The organism is Aquimarina sp. 433, assembly GCF_054054605.1.
Window position 1 is genome coordinate 12,656 of sequence record NZ_JBSWZK010000017.1, and the last position, 23,648, is coordinate 36,303.

Here is a 23,648-nt window from a genome sequence, read left to right on the forward strand (position 1 = left end):
CACAACAATTCATACGTGCAACGTTGTAAATCATCAAATTGAATATCGAAGAAAAAATATTATTGATTCTGGATCTAGACGAAACTCTAATTCATGCAACGGACAAAAAACTTGAGATCGATCCGGATTTTGAGTACGCGGAATATTTCGTTTATAGAAGACCAAACTTATATGAGTTTTTGAACGAAATGGCGGAGCATTTTAAATTGGCTATATGGTCATCCGCTGATGATAAATATGTGAACGAAATAGTAAACATAATTCGACCTGGTGAAATAACTTTTGAATTTGTTTGGGCAAGAAGTAGATGTACACTGAGAAGGGATTATGCATTGGACAGATATGTAAGAGAGAAAAGATTAAAGAAAATCAAAAAACAAGGTTTTCGTTTAGAAAAGACACTTATAGTAGATGACTCTCCTGAGAAAACCAGAGATAATTTTGGTAATGCCATATATATTGATCCTTTTGAAGGGAATCAAAAAGATAATGAATTAATAATTTTATCCAACTTCCTAAAATCAATTAAGGATTCTGACAATGTTCGAACAATTGAAAAAAGAGGATGGAGAAATAAACTTTAGAAGTATGAATTCTTCGCAAATCATTTGGAAAGGCAATGAAATTGGAGTGTTTGAAGAAAAATCGATGGATATGGGATATCTTGACGGAGTAATGACTAGCAATGAATCGATATATGCTAAACAGTTTGTAAAACTTGCATCTGAACTGGACTATAAAACAATAATGCTAAATCCAAAGAGTGGATTTAGGGCATATCTTAAGGAGGAAACCGATTTTATAACGCATGTTTTAGTAATGGGAATAACCAAAAAAATGGAACTTTCTCTCAAAATGGTTGTCGGAAAACAAGAAAAGATTGATTGGTTTATTAAAAATGTTCCTGAAGAAAGACAGCTTACAACTACATATAAAAAGAAGGGTAGAAATTCTGCTAAAACAAAAGATAACAATCACAATAAACTATGGTCTAAATTGAAAAGTTTATGGTCTTAAAATCACTTCTATTTTTATAAAAGACTATTGTAAACAACATGAACACACTACCTAAAGGCATAACAGGATTTTGGAGAATGGGACAAAATGGAATTCCAAAAACTAGTAAATCCATGATTAAAAAGGTCGTCAATATTTTTAAAAGTAATTCTAACTTTTGGAAGGTTCTACTTGTACAACAACAAGCTGATAATAATTTTTATCAAATTCTTATTTCTGACAAGAATGGGAACTATAAGATAGGAATAAATACTACTTACCCTTTTTACTGTGGAATTAAAAGTCTTGAAGATTGGGAAACTGTTGAATTTTGTGATCTACCAGAAAATATCTCTAGATTAATTCCAAATGAGCTCATAGAATTACGAACTGATTTTCTAAATGAAATTCTTAAGCCGAGACATATTACTGCTCTTGACAAAGTAGAATTGGAGCAGATAAAATATTGGAAAACTAAAAAAGTTGGAAACGTAATTTTTAATAAATATGACTAAAAATAGTTCTGTATGTAGCATAATGTATGTGATCATAGCAGTAAAGTGATCAATCGATTGGTTTGTGTATATTTATGAAGCGCAATGCTCGTAAAATGTAAAAATTAGCAACCAATGCGCAGTTTTTGTTGAAAGTAGGGTAACATTTTGCCCTGATAAGACACCTATATTAAATGTCAAAGTCAATAAAAAAGATGAAGTACAAGATTTCAGCATATTCTACAGCTTTATTCTCCACATGGATTAACGTGGAAGAACTAAATTTATTAATTGATGCTGGAGATGGATTAACTGCAAGCTTACTTCAAAAATCACGAAAAATTAAGAATGTATTTATTACGCATCCAGACCGAGATCATTTAAACGGCTTGCCACAATTTGTTCAATTAAATTCAAGAGATGGATTTCCTAGAATTTACTATCCAAAAGATTCGGGATCGTTTCCAGCTATGAACAGCTTTTTGACAAAATTCGACCCACATGTTTCTTTAAGCTCATGGATAGGTATCGAAGACAAATCAAGAATAGAAATAAAAAAAAATATCGTAGTCGAAGCTATTAGAAATGAGCATGTAAAATCTCCATTAGGCATACATAAAAGTCTCAGTTATAAAATATTTGAAATAAAGAATAAATTAAAACCTGAGTTTTTATCTAAATCAGGGAATGAAATTAAAGAGATTGTAGCCAAGAACGGAAGAGATTTTATTACTGAAAAAGTTGAATCCAATATCTTATCATTTTCTGGTGATACCCCTGTTGATGACTATTCAAAATGGGATGGTTCGAAAGTACTTATGCATGAAGCTACATTTCTAAAAAATGATGGTGATACGCAAATTGAGTCCAAAGGGAACAAACACAGTCGAATTGATGAGGTTTTACAAATGGTTAAAGAGATTGAAATTGGATCATTGATTCTTAATCATTTTTCAAGTCGATATTCTAAAAATGAAATAGATAGAACCGTTATTAAACTAATTGATGAGCTAAAAATACAAATACCCGTTTTTTTGGTTTATCCAGGAGAAATTAAACGAGATATTTTAAGAACTAAACCAATAAATGAATAGGCTATAACACTATATAGAATTCATAAAAACGCATTTTACATTAAACGTTAACATTAATAAACTGAATGGAGAACGAATTTAAAGAAGTTATGTCCCAACGGACTAACGAAGAGTTAATAAAAATACTGACGGTTGAAATAGGTAAATATCAGCCTATCGCAGTCGAAGCAGCGGAATTGGAAGTAAAAAAGCGGAATATTGACACCTCAGATTTTGAACAAATTAGAGAAAAAGCTTTTGCTGAAAAGGAACAAAAAGAAAAAGTTAATTCAAATGTTGTTGGTTCGGAGATTCGATTTGTGAACTTTTTAATTGACTTTATCGTATGGTTAGTTTTAGCATTTATGATAAGTTCCGTGATAGGATTTTTTATTCAACCAACTAACCAAGGAATAATTTCATTAATTGGATACATTTTGATTTTTGGAACATTTATCGCTTACTATGCTATAATGGAAATCAAATTCCAAAAAACAATTGGAAAATTCGTCACAAAAACAAAAGTTGTGAAAATTAACGGAGAAAAACCAACCGATAGCGATATCATTGCTCGGACTTTTTGCCGATTCATACCATTCGATAGGATTTCGTCTCTATTTGTAAAAAATGGAATTCACGATTATTTATCAAAAACGACGGTTGTAAAGGATAAAACTGAATAAAAACAAAACTACAAGATTTATATAATCATAGTGATTAAGATCCAAAACTACCAATAGTCGAGGCAGTTGTGTATAATTTTTTAAAATAAATAGAAATATGAAAGAAATAAAATACCCGAAATCATTTTCACATATTGGAATTACGGTCCCTGATATTCATAAAGCCGTAAACTTTTATGAAGAAATTATGGGATGGTACGTAATTATGAAACCATCCGTAGTAAAAAAAGAACGAGATACAGCAATTGGACAAATGTGTATAGATGTTTTTGGAGAAAATTGGGAAGAATTCGAAATAGCACATATGTCAACTTCAGATGGAATTGGAATTGAACTTTTTTGTTTTCCTAACGGAGTTAAAGAAGCACCTGACTTTAATCCGTTCAACACAGGATTATTCCATTTTTGTGTCCAAGACCCTGATATCGAAAATCTGACTAGAAAAATCGTCGATGCTGGTGGAAAGCAAAGAATGCCAATAAGAGCATATTATCCAGATGAAAAACCTTATAAAATGGTTTATGTAGAAGACCCATTTGGAATTGTATTTGAAATCTATACTCACAGCTATGAATTAACTTATTCATCAGGAGCTTATCAAGAATAAAACTATATACAATCATTTGTAGAATTCGATGTTAGTTAAAACTTAAATACGAAAGTACTTAAGAAACTTCTATCTATGATTTATTTGCTAAATTTAGTAATTAAACCCATAACGAAATCACACACTAAAACAGTTTATCATTTCTAAAAAGCTAAACTAAAAAAGATGTTTAAAGAATACAACTATATAGATTTTCGTGAGTTTTTGATTTTTCCTTACTACTTAAAAATCGGACAAAAAAAAAGTTCCGAAAGGTGGCTGAGAGAAGAGTTGGCATTGATTGATTATCACTCAGAGTTTATTACACAATATCACTATGTTAAATGTGAGCATCTAGAGTTCTTTTATTTTTGTTTTAAGTCGGTAAGTGCTATAGATGAGAAACTTTTTGAGGATTTCATCAAGTTTGGATGGAGAGGTGTTGTATGGGCAGCTTGGATCAGCTGTATTACACCATATCCTGAGGAATATATGACTAAGCAATTACAAAATATAGATTTTAATTTACCTTATAATGATTGGCTTGTAAATGTGGCTTTAAATATTCTAACTGGAAATAACAAAAACGAAGGAATATATCAATGCATGAATAAATTTCGAAATTATATGGGTATGATTCCTCGAATAGAAGTTCCTTTGAGACCATGGTATAACAAAGAATATTTCAAACAAGCAGCGGAGTTTCAATGCAATCTGAGGAATATATATATAAATAAAGGAACTGATGCTGCAATTAATTTCTTCCATCAAAACAAGTGCTTAACTTATAATGTTGACTATAAAACATGGGTGCAAAATTTATCCAAAAAACAATAACACGCAACAATTTACATATCACATATGCTCCCTTCAGGAAGCAAACATACTACACAAAAAACGTTATGTAACTTAATTCAAAATCATTATGAAAAAGAAAATCATCCTATTATTCATATTCTTAATAAGTTCTTTGAGCATATCTGCACAAGAAGATTATTCTGAAAAAAAACAAATTGAAAAAATTAATAATATTTTGTCCTCCAGTATTGGAAAAACAAAATACACGTTTTCCATATCCGGAGATGATTTAGTTGTATCTGGTAGAGGTAAACAAACCTTCCCAATCAATAAAATCTCAACAAAAAAACTTAAATTTAAGAAAAAAGGTGAAGTTAGTTTTAGTGGAAGAAAAGGTAATTCTTATCACGTTTATATGAATCCGAACGAAAAAGGGCTTTATGTTTATAATTCTACGTTTAAAAAAAAGAAAAAACAGGTAATTTTCTTTTTTAGTCACGAAAAAAAAGAAACTCTTGAGGAATTAAAAACATTAATTATTGATTTAGTTAAAAAACACTCAAACTAACATTTTATCACACAAAAATAGATGGTATTAAAACATCTTTAATTTGAGCTATCATATGAAGTAAAAAAGTAAATACTTTAAAAAAAGAATCGGTTCAAATCTGGATCTTAATGAAATACAAAATACTCTACAAGTAAAATAACTATATACAAAAAAGTATTATACCGATTAAGCCCAAATCTAACCGATTTCCAAATATAGAATGATATAATTATAACTCACATTCTATATAATTGGAGATAGGCTACATAATAAAACATTTCACAACAAATATTAATAAAAATGAGAAAGACTATCTACATTCTTTTACTATTTACAAGTTTAAACAGTTTAGCCCAAGAATTATTTGAATATGATTTTGATGAAAATTTAACCCTAAACGTTATTGACAATTCAGAAGAAGGAGAAATTGCTAACGGTAAATTCGTAAAAGGAACATTTGAAAATGAAACTATTGTTTATTTAAAGTCTAAAAAGAAAGGGTTAAAAAACGTTAGCGGGAAGAAACTAGAAAAACTTTTTGAAGGAATTAAGGATGGCGCTTTAAAAGCTAGTAAAGGAAAATTAATTAGTGAAGGAATAATAAAAATTAATGAACTTGATGTTTTAAATTATAAATATTTTATAAAACAGAGCGAAGAAAAAAAGATAATAGAAAACTATGTCTTTGTATATAAAGAGAATATCTACACAATTCAATTTATGAATAATAAAGACGAGTTTAACAAAAACACTGAATTTAGGAAGCGAATAATCGAGTCAATAAAATTAAAGTAAAAATTGTTTTTAAAACTATAGATATGCGTTCGTAACAACAACACGATCAATCAAAAGGTGCAATATTCCTGACCAAATGGAATAATTTTATTTCGAAAAATTAGAAAAAAGAAGTTTTTTTGTTGAAAACAGGGTAACATTTTATCCTGTTACGGAATGTATCTAAAACGTTAGTTATTATCTAAACTAAAATTAAAATGAGAAATTTATTTTTATTATTTTCTTTAACTCTTCTCGTTTCTTGTAAATCTGACAACTCGAACAATTTTCTTGAAAATCATGATCATTCAAAACACATAAATCACAAGATTAGAAATAAAAAAGCGATTGAATTCTACAACAAAGGGGTTAAATTACTTAAGCAACAAGATTTAGATTCCGCCAAAGTTTATTTTTATAAATCATTAAAACAAGAAAAAAATTCAATTGTATTAAATGAACTTGGAACGATGGCTTTGTCTAAAAACAATTATCAAGAAGCTCTAAATTATTTTAATGATGGCATAAAACAAGAATTTGAATATTGGCCAAGCCATATAAATAAATCACGAACTTTTATTTTATCATCTCATTTTGAAAGTGCTGAACAAACTCTAAAAAGTATGTTGCTAAAATGTGAATCTGAATATTGGAAAGCTTACGCAAATCTTCATTTGACCTATATTTATACAAATGGCATATTAAATTGTAAAAAAGCAAAAGAATCTGCGAATAAGGCTGTGTTTATAAAAAATGATATTGAACTAAAAAATCAATATGAGAGCATAATTAAAGAGAAAGTTAAATACTGTGACTAAAGTATATAATAGTATCATTACTCCAAAAAGCATCAATGTATGCTATATCAGTTATTAAATAATAATTAAAGAAACAAATGCATAAAAAAACAATCATATTATTATCATTCATATTTATAACTATTAATTTATGTGCTCAAAAATCTAACTTAATTGTTGGTAATTGGGTTTTTACAAAACCATTAAACAAAGGGATAGATGAAGCTGGATTAGCATTCTTAGAAGCTGAAGTTATAGGAAAGTGGAAAATTAATTTTAAACCTGATGGAAAATTTGACACTACTATGATGGGAGAACAAACAGATGGAACTTGGAATTTTGATTCAAACTCTAATTCTATAACCATATCTGGTAAGGAAGGCGAACCACAGAAATTCAAAATTTTAAAATCAACTAAAAGTGAACTAATTTTAAAACTTGGATTAGGAGAATTCTTACTAACTAAAATTGAATAACAAAACTAAGCTCAATATTGTACACCTACTAAAGCTGCAAAGTGATCAATCTAATAGTTTGTATTTATTATTGAAAATTACTTGCAGAATGAAAAGGTTAGCAATCAATGCCTAGAAAGATTGAAAAGTAAGGTAACATTTTACGCCCTACCGCGATACATACATACAATAAATATTAAGATTGATAAAAAACAAAATCAGATAAGTGAGGCTGACTAAAACAATATTCATAAACATCGCTCTTGTAATTGGATTAAATTGTAATTCGCAAACAATTATAGGTCTTTTAGATAAAAACACAATTGATTTCGATTCCGAAAGACCAATCAAAGAAGTTTACGAAACTTTTTCTGGCAAAAAACAAACAATTTTTACCTATGATAGAAATGGTAAACTAATATCAAAAGTACCTCGTTTAAAATCAATTCCTAATTTTTCGATATTCTGGGAATACACAGACTCATTACAAAAATTCCGTACTGATATAAAAGAAACAAATTTTGGAAAAATGATTAACTATTTTTCATACCATTATGATAACAGTGGTTATTTAACATCAATAAAATACCTCGATCCAGAAAAAAAATTGATCAATGATATTATAATAAAAAATGACTCTTTAGGAAATCCTATCAGATTAGAAACTTTCGACAATAAAAGAAGAAAAATGGGATATGAAGTCGCTAAATATTTTTATGACTTAAATTTGGTCGAGATCATGGTTTACAATACAAAGGATCAGATTGCTGGAATAATTTTAAATCCAATTGACAAGAAAAAACCAATGATCTCATTAAAAGATTATTTATCTAAAAACTCATACAATCATCTAAAACAGAAAGCAAAAGATTGGGCTAATTTAAGAGTTACCTACAATAAATTTAAGTATAAGTTTAACAAAAATGGATTTTGGAAAAAAGAGACTCATGACTTAATTGGATATTTTCCAGCTACAAAAAGAATAGAAAATTATTCCAACGGATATATCACAAGAAATATTAAAAAATATTACAATAAAAATTAACTAGCTCCAACAATGAATAGAATACATTATTATCTCTTGGTGCAAAAGTAAAATAGAAATATAAATCACTCCATCCTAATTAGCAAACAGAATTCCTTACGGATTTATTACCTTAGTAGCTCTTAGAAATTCACTTCTAATAATATCCACAGCATGGAAGAAATAAAAAAATTCATTGATCATATTTATCCAATGAATTATGCTGATTGGGACTTTTTTTCTTCAAAACTGCAAAAAAAAACAGTAAAGAAAAAATCAGATCTCATAAAGGTGGGTATGATTGAAAACTATTTATCTTTTATTTCTGAAGGAATAGTGAGGTTTTATATCCCTAAAGAAGAAACCGATTTAACATTTGGTTTTCTATTTGAAAACGAATTCGTGACAGCATACGATTCTTTCATTACGCAAACTCCTTCACTCTATCAAATAGAAACACTAACAAAAACGACTTTATGGAGAATATCTTATAAAGATCTTCAAGAAGTTTATAAGAAAACTGAAAGTGGAAATTTTATCGGACGAAGAATGGCCGAAAATATGTTTTTAATAAAGTCGAAAAGAGAAGTTTCCCTGTTAAGTAAAACAGCTGAAGAACGTTATTTGGACTTATTCTCGGAACGCCCTGAATTATTAAAACAGATTCCACTAAAATACATCGCTTCTTACATTGGTGTTACACCCCAAGCCTTAAGCCGAATACGTAAACGAATTACTTAACTTAGATTCATTGTCTATTTTAAATTCATTCACAAACTTTGTAAATGAATTAAAATCAAGACGATATGAAACCCTTAATAGTACTTTTATCCACTTTTATCATTGCTGTTTTCACAATTAAAATCGCTACCACGACATATGACTTTACCTTATCGGCTAGGATAGCAATGTCAATAATGTTGTGTTTTACCGCAATTGGACATTTCGTTTTCACCAAGGGAATGGCTATGATGATTCCACAATTTATTCCTTTCAAAACAAATCTTGTTTATATGACAGGATTTCTTGAAATTCTTTTAGCAATTGGATTACTTGTCCCCTATTCTAAAACAATTAGTGGATGGACTCTGATTCTTTTTCTATTAGTAATGCTACCCATGAATATTTATGCAGCGGTTCATCAAATAGATTATCAAAAGGGAACATTTGGTGGAAATGGCCTTTCTTATCTATGGTTTAGAGTTCCGTTACAATTTCTTTTTATTGCTTGGACTTATTTTAGCTCTATCCGAATACTTTAAAAAAAACTACTCCGTAACTAAATTTATAAAGATTTCTTTGAATTTTAAGGTAACAATTTCTTTGACTGAGATACATATATTAAATGTTAGACAATAGTAAATCGGAATGAAGAATATTGATAAACTAAAAAATGTACTGGATTTAATAAAAAACGAAATTTATGTATTAGATTATCCAGAGAATGATATAAGAATAGCGTACTACGAAAATCTTTATTCTATCATTAATGAGTTTTATTTAGGGAAAGTATTTTTTGAAATTAGTACCGAAATAAAAAATGGTAATATCAAATTTGATGCTGAAATCATGGACTTAAAGCCCCATATTTTAAAAGTCTATGAAGTCGCTGACATCCCATTATTGTCAAATGGATTTCATAACGACCTTAATCGTAAACTATTTGTTGATTCCTTTACCAATTTTGAAGTAACTATAGATTTATGTTTTGAGAATTTAAAGACCGATGAAATTACAAAAGCAATCGTAACCGATTTAAATACTAGACTTATTAAACTTATAGAAGAGTCCCATAAAAAAGAAGAGATCATTAATCAACTAGTTAAAAGTTCTTTTATTCCTTTATTAAGAAAATTTAAGTTTCTTTCTAACAGAAGAGATCACTGTTATGGAGAGAACTATTCAGAAGATCTGAAATTCATTGGCTTTTGTGGAAAACTAAGAAACTGTGTACTCCATTCTGCTGGATATTATAAAGGTAAAAATTCTGAATATGAATTTGAAGATGTAAAATTTATATTTAAAAATGATGAATTTCTTGAAATGGTTGGTGAAAATGATTATATATTTCTTAAAATAAATGAGCGATTGACTAATATAGCAAGTCAATTATTTAATTGTTTAAATGATATCGAATTTTTGAAATATCCTGATGACGGGTTTTAAAAAGCATGATTTGATAATATCACAAATAAAATGGATCAGGAAATACTAGATATAGTAGATAAAGACTTTGCATTAGATTTCAGAGAATCTGTAATAAAAGAACTTTCATCTATTGAATTAAAACATGTTATGGCCGAATCGGAATACAACTTAAAAAATACAAGAATGGCTATTCTATATTTGGCACAAGGTAATATAGATGAAGTTATAGAACTTACCAAACAAGCTAAAATTGATTTTCGCGACGTCATCATGTGGGCAACTCAAGAAAAGAAATCAAAGGATATATAAAATTAAACATACTATTTAATTTATGAGAAAATGGTTACTTAAACAGATAGATAAATTGGGCTTAGACAATTCGAATATGAAAACAATAACAACATCAAATGGTAATAGTTTAAAGCCAGGAGAATCTATAAAAATGAAGTTTCCTATAGAATTAGCTAAAGATCAACAAGAATGGATCTTAAAAAAAATGAACTTTACAACAGGTGAAATCGTGAAACCAGGAGATATTATTGGAATCATCGAAAGTAAAAAGCTAACATTTGAATTCGAAAGTTACTTACATGGAAAATTAGAATATACCTGTTCTATTGGACAAAAGATTACGGCTGATACAATTTTAGTAGAAATAAAAGGTGTAGAATAAAACTAGAAAACGGGGTAACATTAATTCTAATAGAATTCGTATTTAAGATTCTTAAGCTTATTTATACCTTCAGAAAAGAATACTTTATATATTAGAAATAAGAAATTAGATTTGATCAAACCATATGCAGAATATTACTAAACTCATACTGATACTCGGGATTTTAACCTTGAATTCTTGCTATTTGTTCGACAGTGAATCAGATAAGATTATCGGAAAATATGAAGTGCAATGGGTTGACATTCCAAATAAACGTGCTATTTGTGAACGATATAGTACTACTGTAAGTTCTGTTTTAATTCCAGAATATGTCTTTGCTGTAGGACATAATTCAGAATTTATCATTGCCAAACAACACCCAACTAACGGATTTGAAAAAGGATATCAAATCGATACATCAAAGACCAATTATTATATTATAGACATAAGAGAAAAAAGTGATGTTCTAGGACCGCTAAACCTCTTAGATTTTAATAAAAAAATATCCGAACTAAATATTACCAAAATTGATTTTGATCAGGTGTATCCAGATGATATATAATAATACCTAAGCTACGGTCTCAACCTCATTTATAAGTTAAATCATATCGAATATCCATTCTGTCTTTGTTGTATCTTTACATAGGTTATATTTTCTCATTACATTAATAATTTCTGTAAAATCTAAAAAACATCAACTATGACCAGAATTATTCCACTAATACTCCTACTGCTAATAACATACAGCTGTAAAGAGGTAAAAAAAGAAGATGAAAAAAATGCAGAGTTGGTTCATTTAAAAAGTAAACTTGACAGTTTAAGAAATATATTCCATAAAAAGCAAGATCTTGAAAATGATCAAATTGCAACATTTCTAACCTTTCAAGATGCAAATGCAGAACAGGCGATGAACTTTTATGTAGCACTGTTTGACAATTCTAAAATTATAAGTACCAAGCGCTGGGGAAAAGAAGGACCAGGAAAAGAAGGAACAATAATGCATGCCAAATTTAATCTAAATGGTGCTTTGTTTATGTGTAGTGATAGTCCAGCCATACATGAATGGGGCTTTACACCAGCAGTATCAAATTATGTAGAATGCAAAAACGAAGAAGAACTTCAGCGTTTATTTGCAAAACTATCTGAAAATGGAAAAGTTATGATGCCTTTGAACAATTACGGCTTCAGTCAAAAATTTGGATTTGTCGAAGACCAATTTGGAGTTTCATGGCAATTGAATTTACAATAACATAAACCAGAGCAAATGAAAATACCAAAAATAAAAGGGATAATCGACAGACGAATTCTAATTAATTATCAGGTAGAAAAAGAAGTTTTGGAAGACTATTTGCCAAAGCCTTTTAAACCGAAGTTGGTTAATGGAAAAGGTATTGCCGGAATTTGCTTAATTCGATTAAAAGAAATTAGACCAAAGGGATTACCAAAACAAATCGGAATCTCCTCTGAAAATGGTGCGCACAGGATTGCTGTAGAATGGCATGAAAATGGAAAACTGTGCGAAGGAGTTTATATTCCCAGAAGAGATACTTCTTCTAAGCTAAACTCACTAGCAGGAGGAACTATTTTTCCAGGAGTACACCATCTTGCTGAATTTAAAGTTAATGAAACCGATGGAAATTACAATGTAGCCTTTATTAGTGATGATGACACTACGTTATCCATTGAAGCTTGCGAGACTCATAAATGGAATGAAGAAAGCGTATTTGACGATTTAAATTGTGTCTCAGATTTTTTCGAGAATGGTGCCATTGGTTATTCCCCAGACAAGGATGATTTTGACGGATTAGAATTAAAAGCATACAACTGGAAAGTTTCTCTTTTAGAAGTAAAAAAAGTTCAATCTAGTTTTTTCGAAGATGAAAATATCTTCCCAAAGGGCTCTGTGAAATTTGACAATGCACTTTTAATGAAGAATATTGAACACGAATGGATCGGATTAGAGAAAATAAAACCAACCAACCATATACCATAAAACCCATGTATTCTTAGAATTAAAAATTTTAGTTGATCGAATGAAAAAAATACTAATTCTATTTTTATCAATCGTTATTTTTTCTTGTAAGAAAGAAGAAAAAGGTTTTTCTGATTATCTAAGAAGTCTAGATACTCTTGTACTTCCACAAAAGTTCAGTCTTAATTCTACGATGAATTCTTCAAACAAGTATGATTCAATTTTATTTAAAAAATACAAACATCGTTGGACTTATGCTCCATATGGGATTGCTTTTAACAATGAAAGAATTGTTGGTATAATCGAATATTCAATAGCAGATAATGGACTAGCTCCTTTTTTAATAACCTTCGACAATAATGGTAACAAAATCGATTCTCTTAACATATTAGGAAATTCTAGTTTTGGTATGAAAGGACAAACATTGGAAAGTGCAATCTTGGATACCAACTTAAAATTAGTTGTAATAGATTCTTCTAAATCATGGCAAGTAGATATTGATGCAAATAAAATCCCAAATACTACTAAATTAAGGGTATCGACAACTATTTACAAAATTCAAAAAAACGGAAAAATAAAAAAAATAAAGTAACATTTTTTCCTTTCAGCATACCTATAGTAAATATCAAAGTCTCTAAAAATGAACAAACTAATAATTTCATTTTTGTTATTTATAACAGTATGCGTATCCTGTAAAACTTCTGAAAACGAAAAGAATAAAACATTCAATAAACTCGAGATTGGCACACAATATTATAAAGCATTAGACCAATCTGATAGTACTAAGATGACTTCGCTAGTCGGAGATAGTATTGTGATCAGAGAAAATAAAGATAACTATGAAGAACGTTTTTCTCGCCAAGGATATAAAACTTGGTTAGCATGGGAATCTGTTTTTGATCCAACCTACAATATCCTTCAAATTAGAGAAGAAAAAGATATCGTTATCGCAAAAGTTTCCAAAACCGATAAAAGAATCTTTTTTCTTACCCAAGAACCTGTAGTTTGGGTAGAAACTTTACAGTTTGATCAAAACAGAATAGTAAAAGTGAATCGAATGGAATATGAAGTCTTTAATATAGATAAGTTTGTAAAAAACAGAGATTCGCTGGTACAATGGATTGATAAAAATCATAAAGAGCTAAGTGGCTTTCTGTATCCGCAAACAAAATCTACAGGAATAAAATACCTAAAAGCGATTGAGCTATATAACAAAGAGAAGGGATCTTTATAATAAAGAATTTAAAATTTTTTGATTATCTAACCATATTATAAAATCAAGTAAAACAGAATTTAAAAATTGTAGAATCTTTTGTAACCATTAATTATATTATGTTATCATAATCCCCATCATTATTTTAGCAAATAGAAAAACAAATACTTTAGATGGTTACCTCTAACCCTATTTTATTTACTATTATCTGCGTATTGGCGCTACAGGCAATGATACTAAGTGGATTGATTGCTTTTAAAAAACCAAAACGGTTAGCAAACATTTTTTTATCCCTATTAGTATTCTTTTATGCGCTAATTGTTATTAATATTGTAGTAGTGAATGTATTAAAAGACTATGAATTACTCTACGTGTTTCGATATATTCAAATGGAAATGCTCTATGGTATTGGTCCCTCTCTTTATTTCTATACATTATGTATCAGTGATCCCAAATTTCAATTTAAAAAAATACACTACCTACATTTTCTTCCTTTGCTATTAGAGTTCATTTTCTATAGAACCTCAATCTACAGGATTGGATCCAATGGACTTTACTTAGAAGAACTTCCCTCCTATTCGTATTTTTATCTAACACAACAATGGTTGGGTGTGATTTCGATCTTGCTATATAGTTTTATATCATTAGGAATATTGATCAAATACCAAAAACGTCTCAAAGATTACTATTCTAAAATTGAACATCTATCCCTAAAATGGTTACAAGCACCTATTATCATTTATGCCAGTTATCATATCCTGTATAGAATAATTACAGAAGTGGATCGGTTTGTTTTTGATAAAAGTCTACGAGAATATTACTTCCTACCTAATTTTGCCGTATTAGCAGCGATAACTTGTTGGATAGGTTTTAAAGGATATGTTCAAAAAGAGCGTGATATTATTCGGGTACAACCAATTGATAAGAAACCTCCAAAAACACCCTTAGAAAAAGATGAAGCTTTTCTTTCAAAACTTAATCATTTGATGCAATATGAAAAACCTTATCTTAATCCAGATCTTAATCTTAATTCTTTAGCAGATTTGCTAGCTATAAAACCTAAACAGTTATCTGCAAAAATTAATCAAAATTGCAATCAAAATTTTTACGATTTAATCAATTTATATCGTGTAAAAGAATTCAAAAATCGTCTACAATCACCAGAGCAAGATAAACTATCATTACTGGGACATGCATTTGAATGTGGATTTAATTCAAAATCAACTTTTAATCATGTTTTTAAAAAATTCACACAAATGACACCAAGTCAGTATCTTAAAAACACGAAAAACAAGTCCTAATAGAAGCATTAGGACGATTAAAGTAGTTTATTTCTATAATATTGCTCCCTCAAATTATTTATATCCATGAAATTTATAACTACTCTTGTCTTTATCATCCTAAACACTTGTTTGACTTTTGGGCAAGCTAAATTTTCAAAAAAACAAGTCCTAAACGATCTTGATTATCTTAAGAATTCACTAATTACAACTCAGTACAATTGTTATCATACGATTACTGAAGAAGCTTTTGAAAAAGCGTATCATAAAATTAAAAGTAAGATTACGAGGGATTCTTTAAGCCTATTAGAAGCTACTCGTTTATTACAACAACTACCAGCATTATTAAACAATGGACATACTAGAATTTCTTTCCCTGTTCAGTCATACATCAATTATGCTCAAACAGGAGGTACCATATTTCCATTAGAAGTAGCCATTGAAAAAGGTAAAGTCTTGGTAAGAAAAAACTGGGCAAAAAAATCAGACATAAAGATTGGAGATCAACTTATAAGTATTAATAATCTACCAATTCAGAAAATTTTAGAAACAATATATCCACATATCGCTGCAGAAAGGATATACTTTAAAAATGCTCAATTAGAATTTCTAACGCTTCCAAGATTCTATTGGTTAGCTTTTGGAGAACAAAAAATGTTTGAAGTTGAAATATCAAGAAACGATCGAGTTTCTAGTTATAAGTTAGCTTCTATAAAAGCCATGGAAGATTATGAGACAAAACGTGATGATATCATAAAACGCGATAGAAATATTAAATTTTTATCTAGGTCCACAGCATATCTTAGACCAGGAGAATTTGGAGGAGATGAGGATCAATATCGTAAGTTTGTTGATAGTGCTTTTACCGAAATAAAATCCAAAAAAAATAAAAACCTCATCATTGATTTAAGAAATAATCCTGGCGGTGATGATTCTTTTAGTGACTACTTGGTATCATATATTGCTAACAAACCATTTAAATGGTGTTCTAAATTTCAACTTAAGACCAGTGCTTTACTAAAAGAACATGTGAGAAAAACCAAGGATACAACCACATCATATTGGAAGTCTACCTTACTACATGAGGATGGCAAAATATACGAATATGACTTTGGGTTTTATCAACCGCAACCTAAAAATAAACGTTTCCTTGGCGATGTCTATGTATTAGTAAATCGTCAATCCTATTCGCAGTCTACAGTAACGGCAGCCCAGATACAAGATTATGATTTTGGGAAAATTGTAGGGGAAGAAACTGCAGAGTATCCGAATCTATATGCTTCCATTTTTAACTACCAATTACCGGAAACTGGTATAAGCGTAGATATAGCTAAAGGAAAAATACAACGTGTCAGTGGTCTAGATAATAATACAGGGGTTATTCCGGATATTTATGTGAAGGATTATTTATTAGATGAAAAAGATGAAATACTCGAACAACTTTTAAAACAAATAGATTAGAAAAAAATAAGTCTAATCTCGCAAAAAAAGTAAAAAAGAAAATGCCATTTTCTTTCTCTTCCTAGTATATTGCGGCTCCTAATTACATCGTTAATCTTTCAAAAAACTTCTCAGATGAAAAAGACCTTATATGATTTAACTAAAGATGAATGGAACACTCTTTTTCCTATTGAACTAGTGGATCATAATCCCAATTGGAAATCTCTGTATCAAGATGAAAAAGAAAGGATTCTAAATACTGTTGGAAGTGAAAAGATTTTACGCATAGAACATTTCGGAAGTTCATCAATCCCCAGCATAAAATCTAAACCTTATATCGATTTGATGATAGAAATCCCTAAAGAATTACTATTTAATGAAGACCTTATCAACCAATTTACGCAACTAGGTTATTCACATTTTGTAGTTCCTGCTAGAGAGAATATCGAAGCGTATTCATCCTTTGGAAAAGGTTATAATTTAGAGGGAGCAAATGAGCAAATTTTTCATATTCATATGTGTCCGAAAGATAATATCATGTGGCAACAAATCGACTTTAGAGATTATCTAAATGCGAATCCTGATAGAGCAAAAGCCTATGAAAACTTAAAAATTGAACTGGCTACCAAATATAAAAATGATAGAGGTTCATATGTACTTGGAAAAACAGATTTTGTAAACGAAACTTTAGAGATTATTAAACAACATAATCTATCCTAAAACAATTAATTCTATGTTTTAAGAAAAACATGGATAAATAGGGGTAACATTTTATGGCGTTTTGACACCTATATAAAACGCTTTATAAAACATATCAACCATGAAAAAACTAGCATATACTTTACTCCTATTTTCAACAATAGTTATCGGACAAAATGGATCTATTCAAGTAGAAGTAAGAGACTCTATAAAAATCGATCCTATAAGCTTTACCTATGAAATCTATGTGGATGATTCGAAATTTCTTAGATATGCAGAAGATGGAACTAGAAATGATGAAGAAGCAAGAAATAAACTGCAAGAGAAACATGAAGAACTTGGTGCAATTCTAAAGTCAAAAGGATATAAATTCAAAAACCTCAATAAAGAAAATTATGAATTACATAGTTATGTTGGGTTTATAAATCTGGGGTACTCCGTTAAACTAAAAAATACCGAAGAATTGGATGCACTTCTGGTAGAATTGAAAAAGCTGGATTTTGTAAGAGCTTCTATGGGTGAGTTTGAATTACCTGATGAGTCCATTTCTGATAAAAGACTTTTTAAAAAACTTATGGAAAAAGCTTTTCAAAAAGCCACAACTATTGCTGCGCTATCAAAATTAAAACTTGGTAGAGTCATAGAATTTAAAGAAGTTCCAGAGATAGATAATCTTACTTTTAATATTATGGATATGTATGTAAAATCCCAAACAAAAGGAACATTTGGTGGTAAACAAGGTGTTTTATATACTCAAAAATGGAAAACTGTTCTGATAAAATTTGTAGCAGAATAATTCACTAAAAAATAATCAATTCGTATAGTAGGAAACTGCATGAGAAATGAAAATAACTAAAAAGATTACATTTTCCTCAGTCGACAAAAAAACATGGAAATACTGATTACAAAGGGTAAGAATAGAAATACCCTTACGTGCAAAAGAAATGATGGAACCTGGACAAGTATAAATTTGGGACCTGATATTCCCAACCATGATCTTGCGCATTATGTTGTAGAAAAGGAATTTGATCTACAACATGGATTTTATGGAAAAATAAAATCCGGAATGACAATAGAACAGCTTTCTGATAAAGAAATCATTAAAACCTTAGAAGCAGAAACTTGGTTGTCTGAAATCATGGCAAGAAATCTACAAGCTATTGGTTCTGGAGCTTCTAATACTGATCAATTTATCCAATTAACAGCATGGGAAGCTCAAAATATGGATGGAATTAGTATTCCTCAAATGAAGTTATCTCAAATTGAAAAAATGAAAATAGACTTTGATCATCTTTGTAAGCAATGGGATGAAATACCACAGCAAGGAACGTTACAATTATTCTTTTAATAGACCTGCGCTCTTAAACTTTTAAATGCTTTAGTAATCATCATCGTCTGACTTATATAATGTTTAGTAAACTCATCTGGATAACTTGACTTAAAATCGAATCATAAGAAAATCATACTTTTTTCTAGCTATGCTTATCAATTACACAAACATCATATACAGTATAATTGGAGATAGTTTTATCGTACTTTGTTTGTGCTACTTACGGAATTTATTATTATGCCTCAAAAAATAAAAATGGATACAGAATAAGGATTGATCAAGAGAATATTGCGTTTACAAAAGAATAATTAACCAGACTACTCACGAACTATGGCAAAATTAACAGCATAATAATCGATGGCTTGGACTCTGATTAGGGAAAAAGTCTGAACTTCGAAGAATTTCCTTATCATATTTTAGCAAATCACATCCATTCTATACAACCTGAATGTTTGGTAATTAATCATAGTTGTCGACCATCTTTTAGCGTTTGTTTTCGTAAACTAATATTCATAATATGTTTTTTTGTGCTTTTTCAGAATTAAGTATCGATTATAAGACCGTAATAATCAAAAAAGCACAAAAAAATAATAATTCAGTATGAAAAAATTAAAAATCAAAAACCCGTTGACACCTATAAATACAGATAGATTTTGATGTTTATGGTTCTGATTTAATATTTTAACTTTTTGTAAAAGAATGTAAGATTTTTTATTTTGGTGAAGAATACAAAATAAACCTAGAGCATCTATAGTTTATTTTTATTCAGAAAACAAAGGTGGAAAAGAAACATTGCAGTAGTATCATTAGCATCCGAAAGTTTGATTAAAAGAAAAGGAAATTGAACGTACTACAATTATTTTTAGTTATGTAAAAATTTAATAAATACGATTTTTATTTTCTGTTAATCATACCATTATCAGATTGAGTTTGTGGAAATGAATCTTGAAAATCAGATGTTTGAAAACTTCGTTAGACTCAATTTTGCACCAGAGTAATAGCAAATAAAAACTTTCGAATGCTAGTATATTAGTAGCTCCAAAAGGTATGCTTTCTAAAAATATGTAAAATATTGACTATGAGATTATTTTTATTGTTTATTTTATTAGTGTTATTTGCTAATTGCACAAACAAATACGACAAATACAAAAAAGTGCCACAATACATTACAGAAGCATCTGCTTTAGATGCAACTTACTATGAAGCTTATGACAAAACATTACAATTATGGGATGTACCTTATGAAGAGTTATACATCACTACCACTTATGGCATTGCTCATGTCATCGTAAGTGGCCCTAAAAATGCAGAAGCTGTAGTATTACTTCATGGAATGAATGCCAGCTCAACAATGTGGTATCCCAACATAGAGTCACTGAGTAAGAATCATCAGGTATTTGCAATAGATTTTATTTTAGAACCTGGAAAATCGTATCTGTATAATGAAATTGAAGACGTCGAAAAAGTAACTGATTGGTATGAGGAAGTATTATTTGTTTTAGAATTAGATAGTTATCATTTAATAGGTGCTTCCAGAGGTGGCTGGTTTGCTGTTACCATGGCATTAAAAAACCAAAATAAAATAAAAAGTTTACTATTGTTAAGTCCCGCTCAGACTTTTACATGGATTAAACCGAGCGCAGAATTGCTTAAAAACGTCGTTGCTTTATTTTCTTCAAAAGAAAAACAAGTTGAACAAACTTTAGAAAGTATGTCTAACGATGTTGGTAATATTAGCGAAGCTTATATACGACAATATAAAATAGGTTTGGAAAAAGAATCTAACAACAAGTTTTTATTGAGTATGACGCCTTTTTCTAATGATGAATTAAAATCCTTACAAATGCCTGTTTTAGTATTAATTGGCGATAATGATGTAATTAATAAAGAAAGAACAGTTGAAATTGCTAATTTACTCCCCAAAGGAAAAGGTGAAGTGATCCAAAACGCTGGACACTTTTTATCTGTTGATCAAGCAAAAATTGTGAATGAAAAAATGGTAGCATTTCTAAAAAAATGAATAGCCTTTCATCCATAATGCGATGCAAGATTAAAGATAATTCAACCAACATTATTAAAAAAAGAGTAAATGCCAGAGAACAAACTTCCAACCATCCTAACAGATAGACTTCTGCTACGCAAAATAATTGATTCTGATCTGGAAAACATTTACAATGGCCTTTCTAATCCAAAAATCACTCAATATTATGGAGTTAGCTATAACAGTTTAGAAGCCACAAAAGAGCAAATGACTTGGTTTGCGGATAAAAAACAGCTATGGTGGGCAATTTGTGATGTTAATACCAAAATGTTTTATGGAGCAGGTGGATTAAACGATATAGATGATAAAACCAACACAGCAGAAATTGGACTTTGGTTACTTCCTGATTTTTGGGGTAATGGCATTATGAAAGAAGTTCTCCCATTGATTTGCAATTATGGATTTAAGCACTTATTCTTAAAACGAATAGAAGGATTTGTAGAATCCAATAATAAAAATTGCAAAAGAGCAATGGCTAAGCTTGACTTTAAACTTGAAAAAACCGTTCCTGATTTTGAAATCAAAAATGGTAAACCGATTAGTGTTGATATCTATGCTAAAACCAATCAGTAGGAACTAGATTAAATATCGTTCGGAATACCTAGCTGTATTATTCTCATTAATGTATATTGCTACTAGTAATTCATTTTCATTAGTTCTGTATAAAACACAAAAAACTGAATAATCAATTCTCATTTGCAAATTACATGAAATACAAAAACACTTCCTTAAGCTTCCACAAGTTTTATAGCTATATAGCTTTTATTTTTTTCTTCAATCTAGCTTTTAGTCAATCCTCTAACACGCAGCAAATGGAGTTATTAGACTTTATGATTGGAGAATGGATAGGCACCAGTACCATTTATGAAAATGGAAAAGTTACCAAACAAGGATCAGCTTATCAACATATTTCCTATGACCTTGAAAAAAGTATTTTGGTAATCAAATTAAATAGTGAGTTTCTACAATTACATACTATAATTTATTATGATGAAAAGGATAACACATATTACTATTATCCTTTTTCGAAGCGAGGCGTAAGAAAATATCCTGCTGCATATGAAGACGGAAAGTTGATTGTAAGAAGCAACGAGACTAATAGATTTATTTTCTGTAGAACAAAAGAAGGTGGTTTTCGCGAATACGGAGAAAAACTGGTCGACGGTAAATGGGTTAAATATTTTGAAGATAATTTTAAAAACACAAAATAATAACAACACGCCATCTTGAAAGCAAAACAGACGTACCTTAATGGAAAATCAGTCTTTACAGTTTCTCTAATTGTAATCGTAATTACAATCCTAACAGTTTACTTTACTGGAATAAACTATAATAGAAGTTTAACCTCAAATTTTTATATTTCCTTATCCATCATTGCAACTGCGCTATTCATTTTTATGTCTTATGGACTTTATAAAGGGGTGATTTTAAAAGATGATTTTCCTAAATTCAAAAGTTTTAAAACTGGAGATATTATACCTGATTCTGGGACAATACCCGATTTACCGAGTATTGATTTAGATCTAGATGATGAACTTGGTGCAGGAATATTTCTGTCTATTGTATTATGGATCGTAATGACGATCCTTTTTCTTATTCTACTGGTTTTATTGGAAGCAGTTTTTTGGGTATCCGTTTTTATTATATTGGCCATGCTCTATTGGATTTTCTTTAGGGCGCTTAAATTGGTATTCGCCAAGTCAAAAGATACTATTGAAGATTTGGGAAATTCGATGTTATATGCTATAGGCTATACTGCTTTGTATACAGGATGGATTTTTGGAATTGTTTATATCTCTCAAATTCTTAAATAAAGTATTCTCCAATCTTATATAAATTCGACATAAGTAATTATTGAAAACACAACGTACATGAAGAAAATTCTATTCTTTTTATTTATTCTCATTACCACAGTAACTTCCTCGCAAACCGATAAAAAAGCATTTGTTTATGGTGGTCAAATAACGAAAGAATTTATAAAATACACTGCTAATCTAACAACTAAGGAGAAGCCTAAAATATGCTTTTTACCGACAGCTACGGCAGATAATCAACGATATATAAATTATTGGTATGAACTATGCTCTGATTTAGATATTGAACCCAAAGTAATGACTGTATGGATCAATTCTTCTACACAAAAACAAACTTTTGAAGAGATATTGTTAGAAATGGATGCAATTATTGTTGGTGGAGGAAATACACTTAATATGCTTGCCATCTGGAAAGCCCAAAAAATCGATGCAGCTTTACAAAAAGCATATGAAAAAGGAATTGTAATGGCTGGAGGCAGTGCAGGTTCATTATGCTGGTTTAATGCAGGGACTACCGATTCCAGACCAAAAGAACTTACTATTGTAAAAGGACTAGGCTTTCTAAATTATAGTCACTGCCCTCATTATCATTCCGAAAAATCAAGAAAACCGCTTTATCATCAAAATATACTAGACAAAAAACTAACCAATGGATATGCCTGTGATGATAGATCTGGAATTCTGTTCATCAATGGAAAAGTAAAAAATAGTGTTTCTCTGGACTCTGAATCCTTTTCTTATTACGTTTATGAAGAAAACGGTAAGATTATAGAAGAAAAACTACATACAGAAATCATACGATAAGTAATTTTATATAACTTTTTGTATA

At 29.7% G+C, this 23,648-nt stretch carries 32 protein-coding genes; all 32 read left to right on the top strand.

Features of this window, described 5'->3' with window-relative positions; all coding sequences use genetic code 11:
- Positions 1–38: 38 nt before the first annotated feature.
- Positions 39–584: an NIF family HAD-type phosphatase gene (locus tag ACWNT5_RS23235; RefSeq protein ID WP_456518715.1), complete on the top strand. Its 546-nt coding sequence runs from the start codon at positions 39–41 to the stop codon at positions 582–584.
- 4 nt (positions 585–588) lie between these two features.
- On the top strand, positions 589–1,017 hold the full coding sequence (locus ACWNT5_RS23240; RefSeq protein ID WP_456518716.1) for a hypothetical protein: 429 nt from the start codon (positions 589–591) through the stop codon (positions 1,015–1,017).
- 38 nt (positions 1,018–1,055) lie between these two features.
- The gene (locus ACWNT5_RS23245; RefSeq protein ID WP_456518717.1) at positions 1,056–1,511 is read left to right on the top strand and encodes a hypothetical protein; all 456 of its coding nucleotides are present in this window, start codon (positions 1,056–1,058) and stop codon (positions 1,509–1,511) included.
- A 194-nt stretch (positions 1,512–1,705) separates the two neighbouring features.
- Positions 1,706–2,584: an MBL fold metallo-hydrolase gene (locus ACWNT5_RS23250; protein ID WP_456518718.1), complete on the top strand. Its 879-nt coding sequence runs from the start codon at positions 1,706–1,708 to the stop codon at positions 2,582–2,584.
- Between the two features lie 65 nt (positions 2,585–2,649).
- A complete protein-coding gene (locus ACWNT5_RS23255) occupies positions 2,650–3,246 on the top strand; it encodes an RDD family protein (protein WP_456518719.1) in 597 nt (198 codons plus the stop codon).
- Positions 3,247–3,343: 97 nt separating this feature from the next.
- The gene (locus ACWNT5_RS23260) at positions 3,344–3,853 is read left to right on the top strand and encodes a lactoylglutathione lyase family protein (RefSeq protein WP_456518720.1); all 510 of its coding nucleotides are present in this window, start codon (positions 3,344–3,346) and stop codon (positions 3,851–3,853) included.
- A 165-nt stretch (positions 3,854–4,018) separates the two neighbouring features.
- Positions 4,019–4,669 carry a hypothetical protein gene (locus ACWNT5_RS23265; RefSeq protein ID WP_456518721.1) on the top strand — a complete coding sequence of 217 codons (651 nt, stop codon included), beginning with the start codon at positions 4,019–4,021 and terminating at the stop codon, positions 4,667–4,669.
- Positions 4,670–4,757: 88 nt separating this feature from the next.
- The gene (locus tag ACWNT5_RS23270) at positions 4,758–5,198 is read left to right on the top strand and encodes a hypothetical protein (protein WP_456518722.1); all 441 of its coding nucleotides are present in this window, start codon (positions 4,758–4,760) and stop codon (positions 5,196–5,198) included.
- A 282-nt stretch (positions 5,199–5,480) separates the two neighbouring features.
- Positions 5,481–5,975 carry a hypothetical protein gene (locus tag ACWNT5_RS23275; RefSeq protein WP_299902013.1) on the top strand — a complete coding sequence of 165 codons (495 nt, stop codon included), beginning with the start codon at positions 5,481–5,483 and terminating at the stop codon, positions 5,973–5,975.
- 197 nt (positions 5,976–6,172) lie between these two features.
- Positions 6,173–6,772: a hypothetical protein gene (locus ACWNT5_RS23280; protein ID WP_456518723.1), complete on the top strand. Its 600-nt coding sequence runs from the start codon at positions 6,173–6,175 to the stop codon at positions 6,770–6,772.
- A 77-nt stretch (positions 6,773–6,849) separates the two neighbouring features.
- Positions 6,850–7,227, top strand: a complete 378-nt coding sequence (locus ACWNT5_RS23285; RefSeq protein ID WP_456518724.1) for a lipocalin family protein — start codon at positions 6,850–6,852, stop codon at positions 7,225–7,227.
- A gap of 205 nt (positions 7,228–7,432) precedes the next feature.
- The gene (locus tag ACWNT5_RS23290; RefSeq protein WP_456518725.1) at positions 7,433–8,251 is read left to right on the top strand and encodes a hypothetical protein; all 819 of its coding nucleotides are present in this window, start codon (positions 7,433–7,435) and stop codon (positions 8,249–8,251) included.
- A 153-nt stretch (positions 8,252–8,404) separates the two neighbouring features.
- On the top strand, positions 8,405–8,971 hold the full coding sequence (locus ACWNT5_RS23295; protein ID WP_456518726.1) for a Crp/Fnr family transcriptional regulator: 567 nt from the start codon (positions 8,405–8,407) through the stop codon (positions 8,969–8,971).
- Between the two features lie 65 nt (positions 8,972–9,036).
- Positions 9,037–9,492 carry a DoxX family protein gene (locus ACWNT5_RS23300; RefSeq protein ID WP_456518727.1) on the top strand — a complete coding sequence of 152 codons (456 nt, stop codon included), beginning with the start codon at positions 9,037–9,039 and terminating at the stop codon, positions 9,490–9,492.
- 106 nt (positions 9,493–9,598) lie between these two features.
- Entirely contained in the window at positions 9,599–10,396 is a 798-nt protein-coding gene (locus ACWNT5_RS23305; protein ID WP_456518728.1) for a hypothetical protein, read from the top strand.
- A 30-nt stretch (positions 10,397–10,426) separates the two neighbouring features.
- Positions 10,427–10,687, top strand: a complete 261-nt coding sequence (locus ACWNT5_RS23310; RefSeq protein ID WP_456518729.1) for a hypothetical protein — start codon at positions 10,427–10,429, stop codon at positions 10,685–10,687.
- A 76-nt stretch (positions 10,688–10,763) separates the two neighbouring features.
- Complete coding sequence (locus tag ACWNT5_RS23315; protein ID WP_456518730.1) at positions 10,764–11,051, top strand: biotin/lipoyl-containing protein; 288 nt, start codon at positions 10,764–10,766, stop codon at positions 11,049–11,051.
- A gap of 124 nt (positions 11,052–11,175) precedes the next feature.
- A complete protein-coding gene (locus tag ACWNT5_RS23320; protein ID WP_456518731.1) occupies positions 11,176–11,592 on the top strand; it encodes a DUF3997 domain-containing protein in 417 nt (138 codons plus the stop codon).
- Positions 11,593–11,730: 138 nt separating this feature from the next.
- The gene (locus tag ACWNT5_RS23325) at positions 11,731–12,279 is read left to right on the top strand and encodes a VOC family protein (protein WP_456518732.1); all 549 of its coding nucleotides are present in this window, start codon (positions 11,731–11,733) and stop codon (positions 12,277–12,279) included.
- A 15-nt stretch (positions 12,280–12,294) separates the two neighbouring features.
- Positions 12,295–13,023, top strand: a complete 729-nt coding sequence (locus tag ACWNT5_RS23330) for a DUF2071 domain-containing protein (RefSeq protein ID WP_456518733.1) — start codon at positions 12,295–12,297, stop codon at positions 13,021–13,023.
- A gap of 40 nt (positions 13,024–13,063) precedes the next feature.
- Positions 13,064–13,594 (top strand): hypothetical protein, encoded by a 531-nt coding sequence (locus ACWNT5_RS23335; protein WP_456518734.1) that lies wholly within the window; start codon positions 13,064–13,066, stop codon positions 13,592–13,594.
- Between the two features lie 48 nt (positions 13,595–13,642).
- Entirely contained in the window at positions 13,643–14,236 is a 594-nt protein-coding gene (locus tag ACWNT5_RS23340; protein WP_456518735.1) for a hypothetical protein, read from the top strand.
- Positions 14,237–14,388: 152 nt separating this feature from the next.
- A complete protein-coding gene (locus tag ACWNT5_RS23345; RefSeq protein WP_456518736.1) occupies positions 14,389–15,516 on the top strand; it encodes a helix-turn-helix domain-containing protein in 1,128 nt (375 codons plus the stop codon).
- Between the two features lie 66 nt (positions 15,517–15,582).
- Positions 15,583–16,956, top strand: a complete 1,374-nt coding sequence (locus ACWNT5_RS23350) for a S41 family peptidase (RefSeq protein WP_456518737.1) — start codon at positions 15,583–15,585, stop codon at positions 16,954–16,956.
- A 114-nt stretch (positions 16,957–17,070) separates the two neighbouring features.
- Positions 17,071–17,655: a GrpB family protein gene (locus tag ACWNT5_RS23355; RefSeq protein ID WP_456518738.1), complete on the top strand. Its 585-nt coding sequence runs from the start codon at positions 17,071–17,073 to the stop codon at positions 17,653–17,655.
- Positions 17,656–17,755: 100 nt separating this feature from the next.
- Positions 17,756–18,430 (top strand): SIMPL domain-containing protein, encoded by a 675-nt coding sequence (locus ACWNT5_RS23360; RefSeq protein ID WP_299607293.1) that lies wholly within the window; start codon positions 17,756–17,758, stop codon positions 18,428–18,430.
- A gap of 93 nt (positions 18,431–18,523) precedes the next feature.
- The gene (locus tag ACWNT5_RS23365) at positions 18,524–18,982 is read left to right on the top strand and encodes a hypothetical protein (RefSeq protein WP_456518739.1); all 459 of its coding nucleotides are present in this window, start codon (positions 18,524–18,526) and stop codon (positions 18,980–18,982) included.
- Between the two features lie 1,060 nt (positions 18,983–20,042).
- Positions 20,043–20,984 carry an alpha/beta fold hydrolase gene (locus tag ACWNT5_RS23370; RefSeq protein WP_299607295.1) on the top strand — a complete coding sequence of 314 codons (942 nt, stop codon included), beginning with the start codon at positions 20,043–20,045 and terminating at the stop codon, positions 20,982–20,984.
- A 69-nt stretch (positions 20,985–21,053) separates the two neighbouring features.
- On the top strand, positions 21,054–21,578 hold the full coding sequence (locus tag ACWNT5_RS23375) for a GNAT family N-acetyltransferase (protein WP_456518740.1): 525 nt from the start codon (positions 21,054–21,056) through the stop codon (positions 21,576–21,578).
- A gap of 239 nt (positions 21,579–21,817) precedes the next feature.
- Complete coding sequence (locus tag ACWNT5_RS23380) at positions 21,818–22,216, top strand: hypothetical protein (RefSeq protein ID WP_456518741.1); 399 nt, start codon at positions 21,818–21,820, stop codon at positions 22,214–22,216.
- Positions 22,217–22,231: 15 nt separating this feature from the next.
- Positions 22,232–22,819: a hypothetical protein gene (locus tag ACWNT5_RS23385; protein ID WP_456518742.1), complete on the top strand. Its 588-nt coding sequence runs from the start codon at positions 22,232–22,234 to the stop codon at positions 22,817–22,819.
- A 57-nt stretch (positions 22,820–22,876) separates the two neighbouring features.
- Entirely contained in the window at positions 22,877–23,623 is a 747-nt protein-coding gene (locus ACWNT5_RS23390) for a Type 1 glutamine amidotransferase-like domain-containing protein (protein WP_456518743.1), read from the top strand.
- Positions 23,624–23,648: the final 25 nt, after the last annotated feature.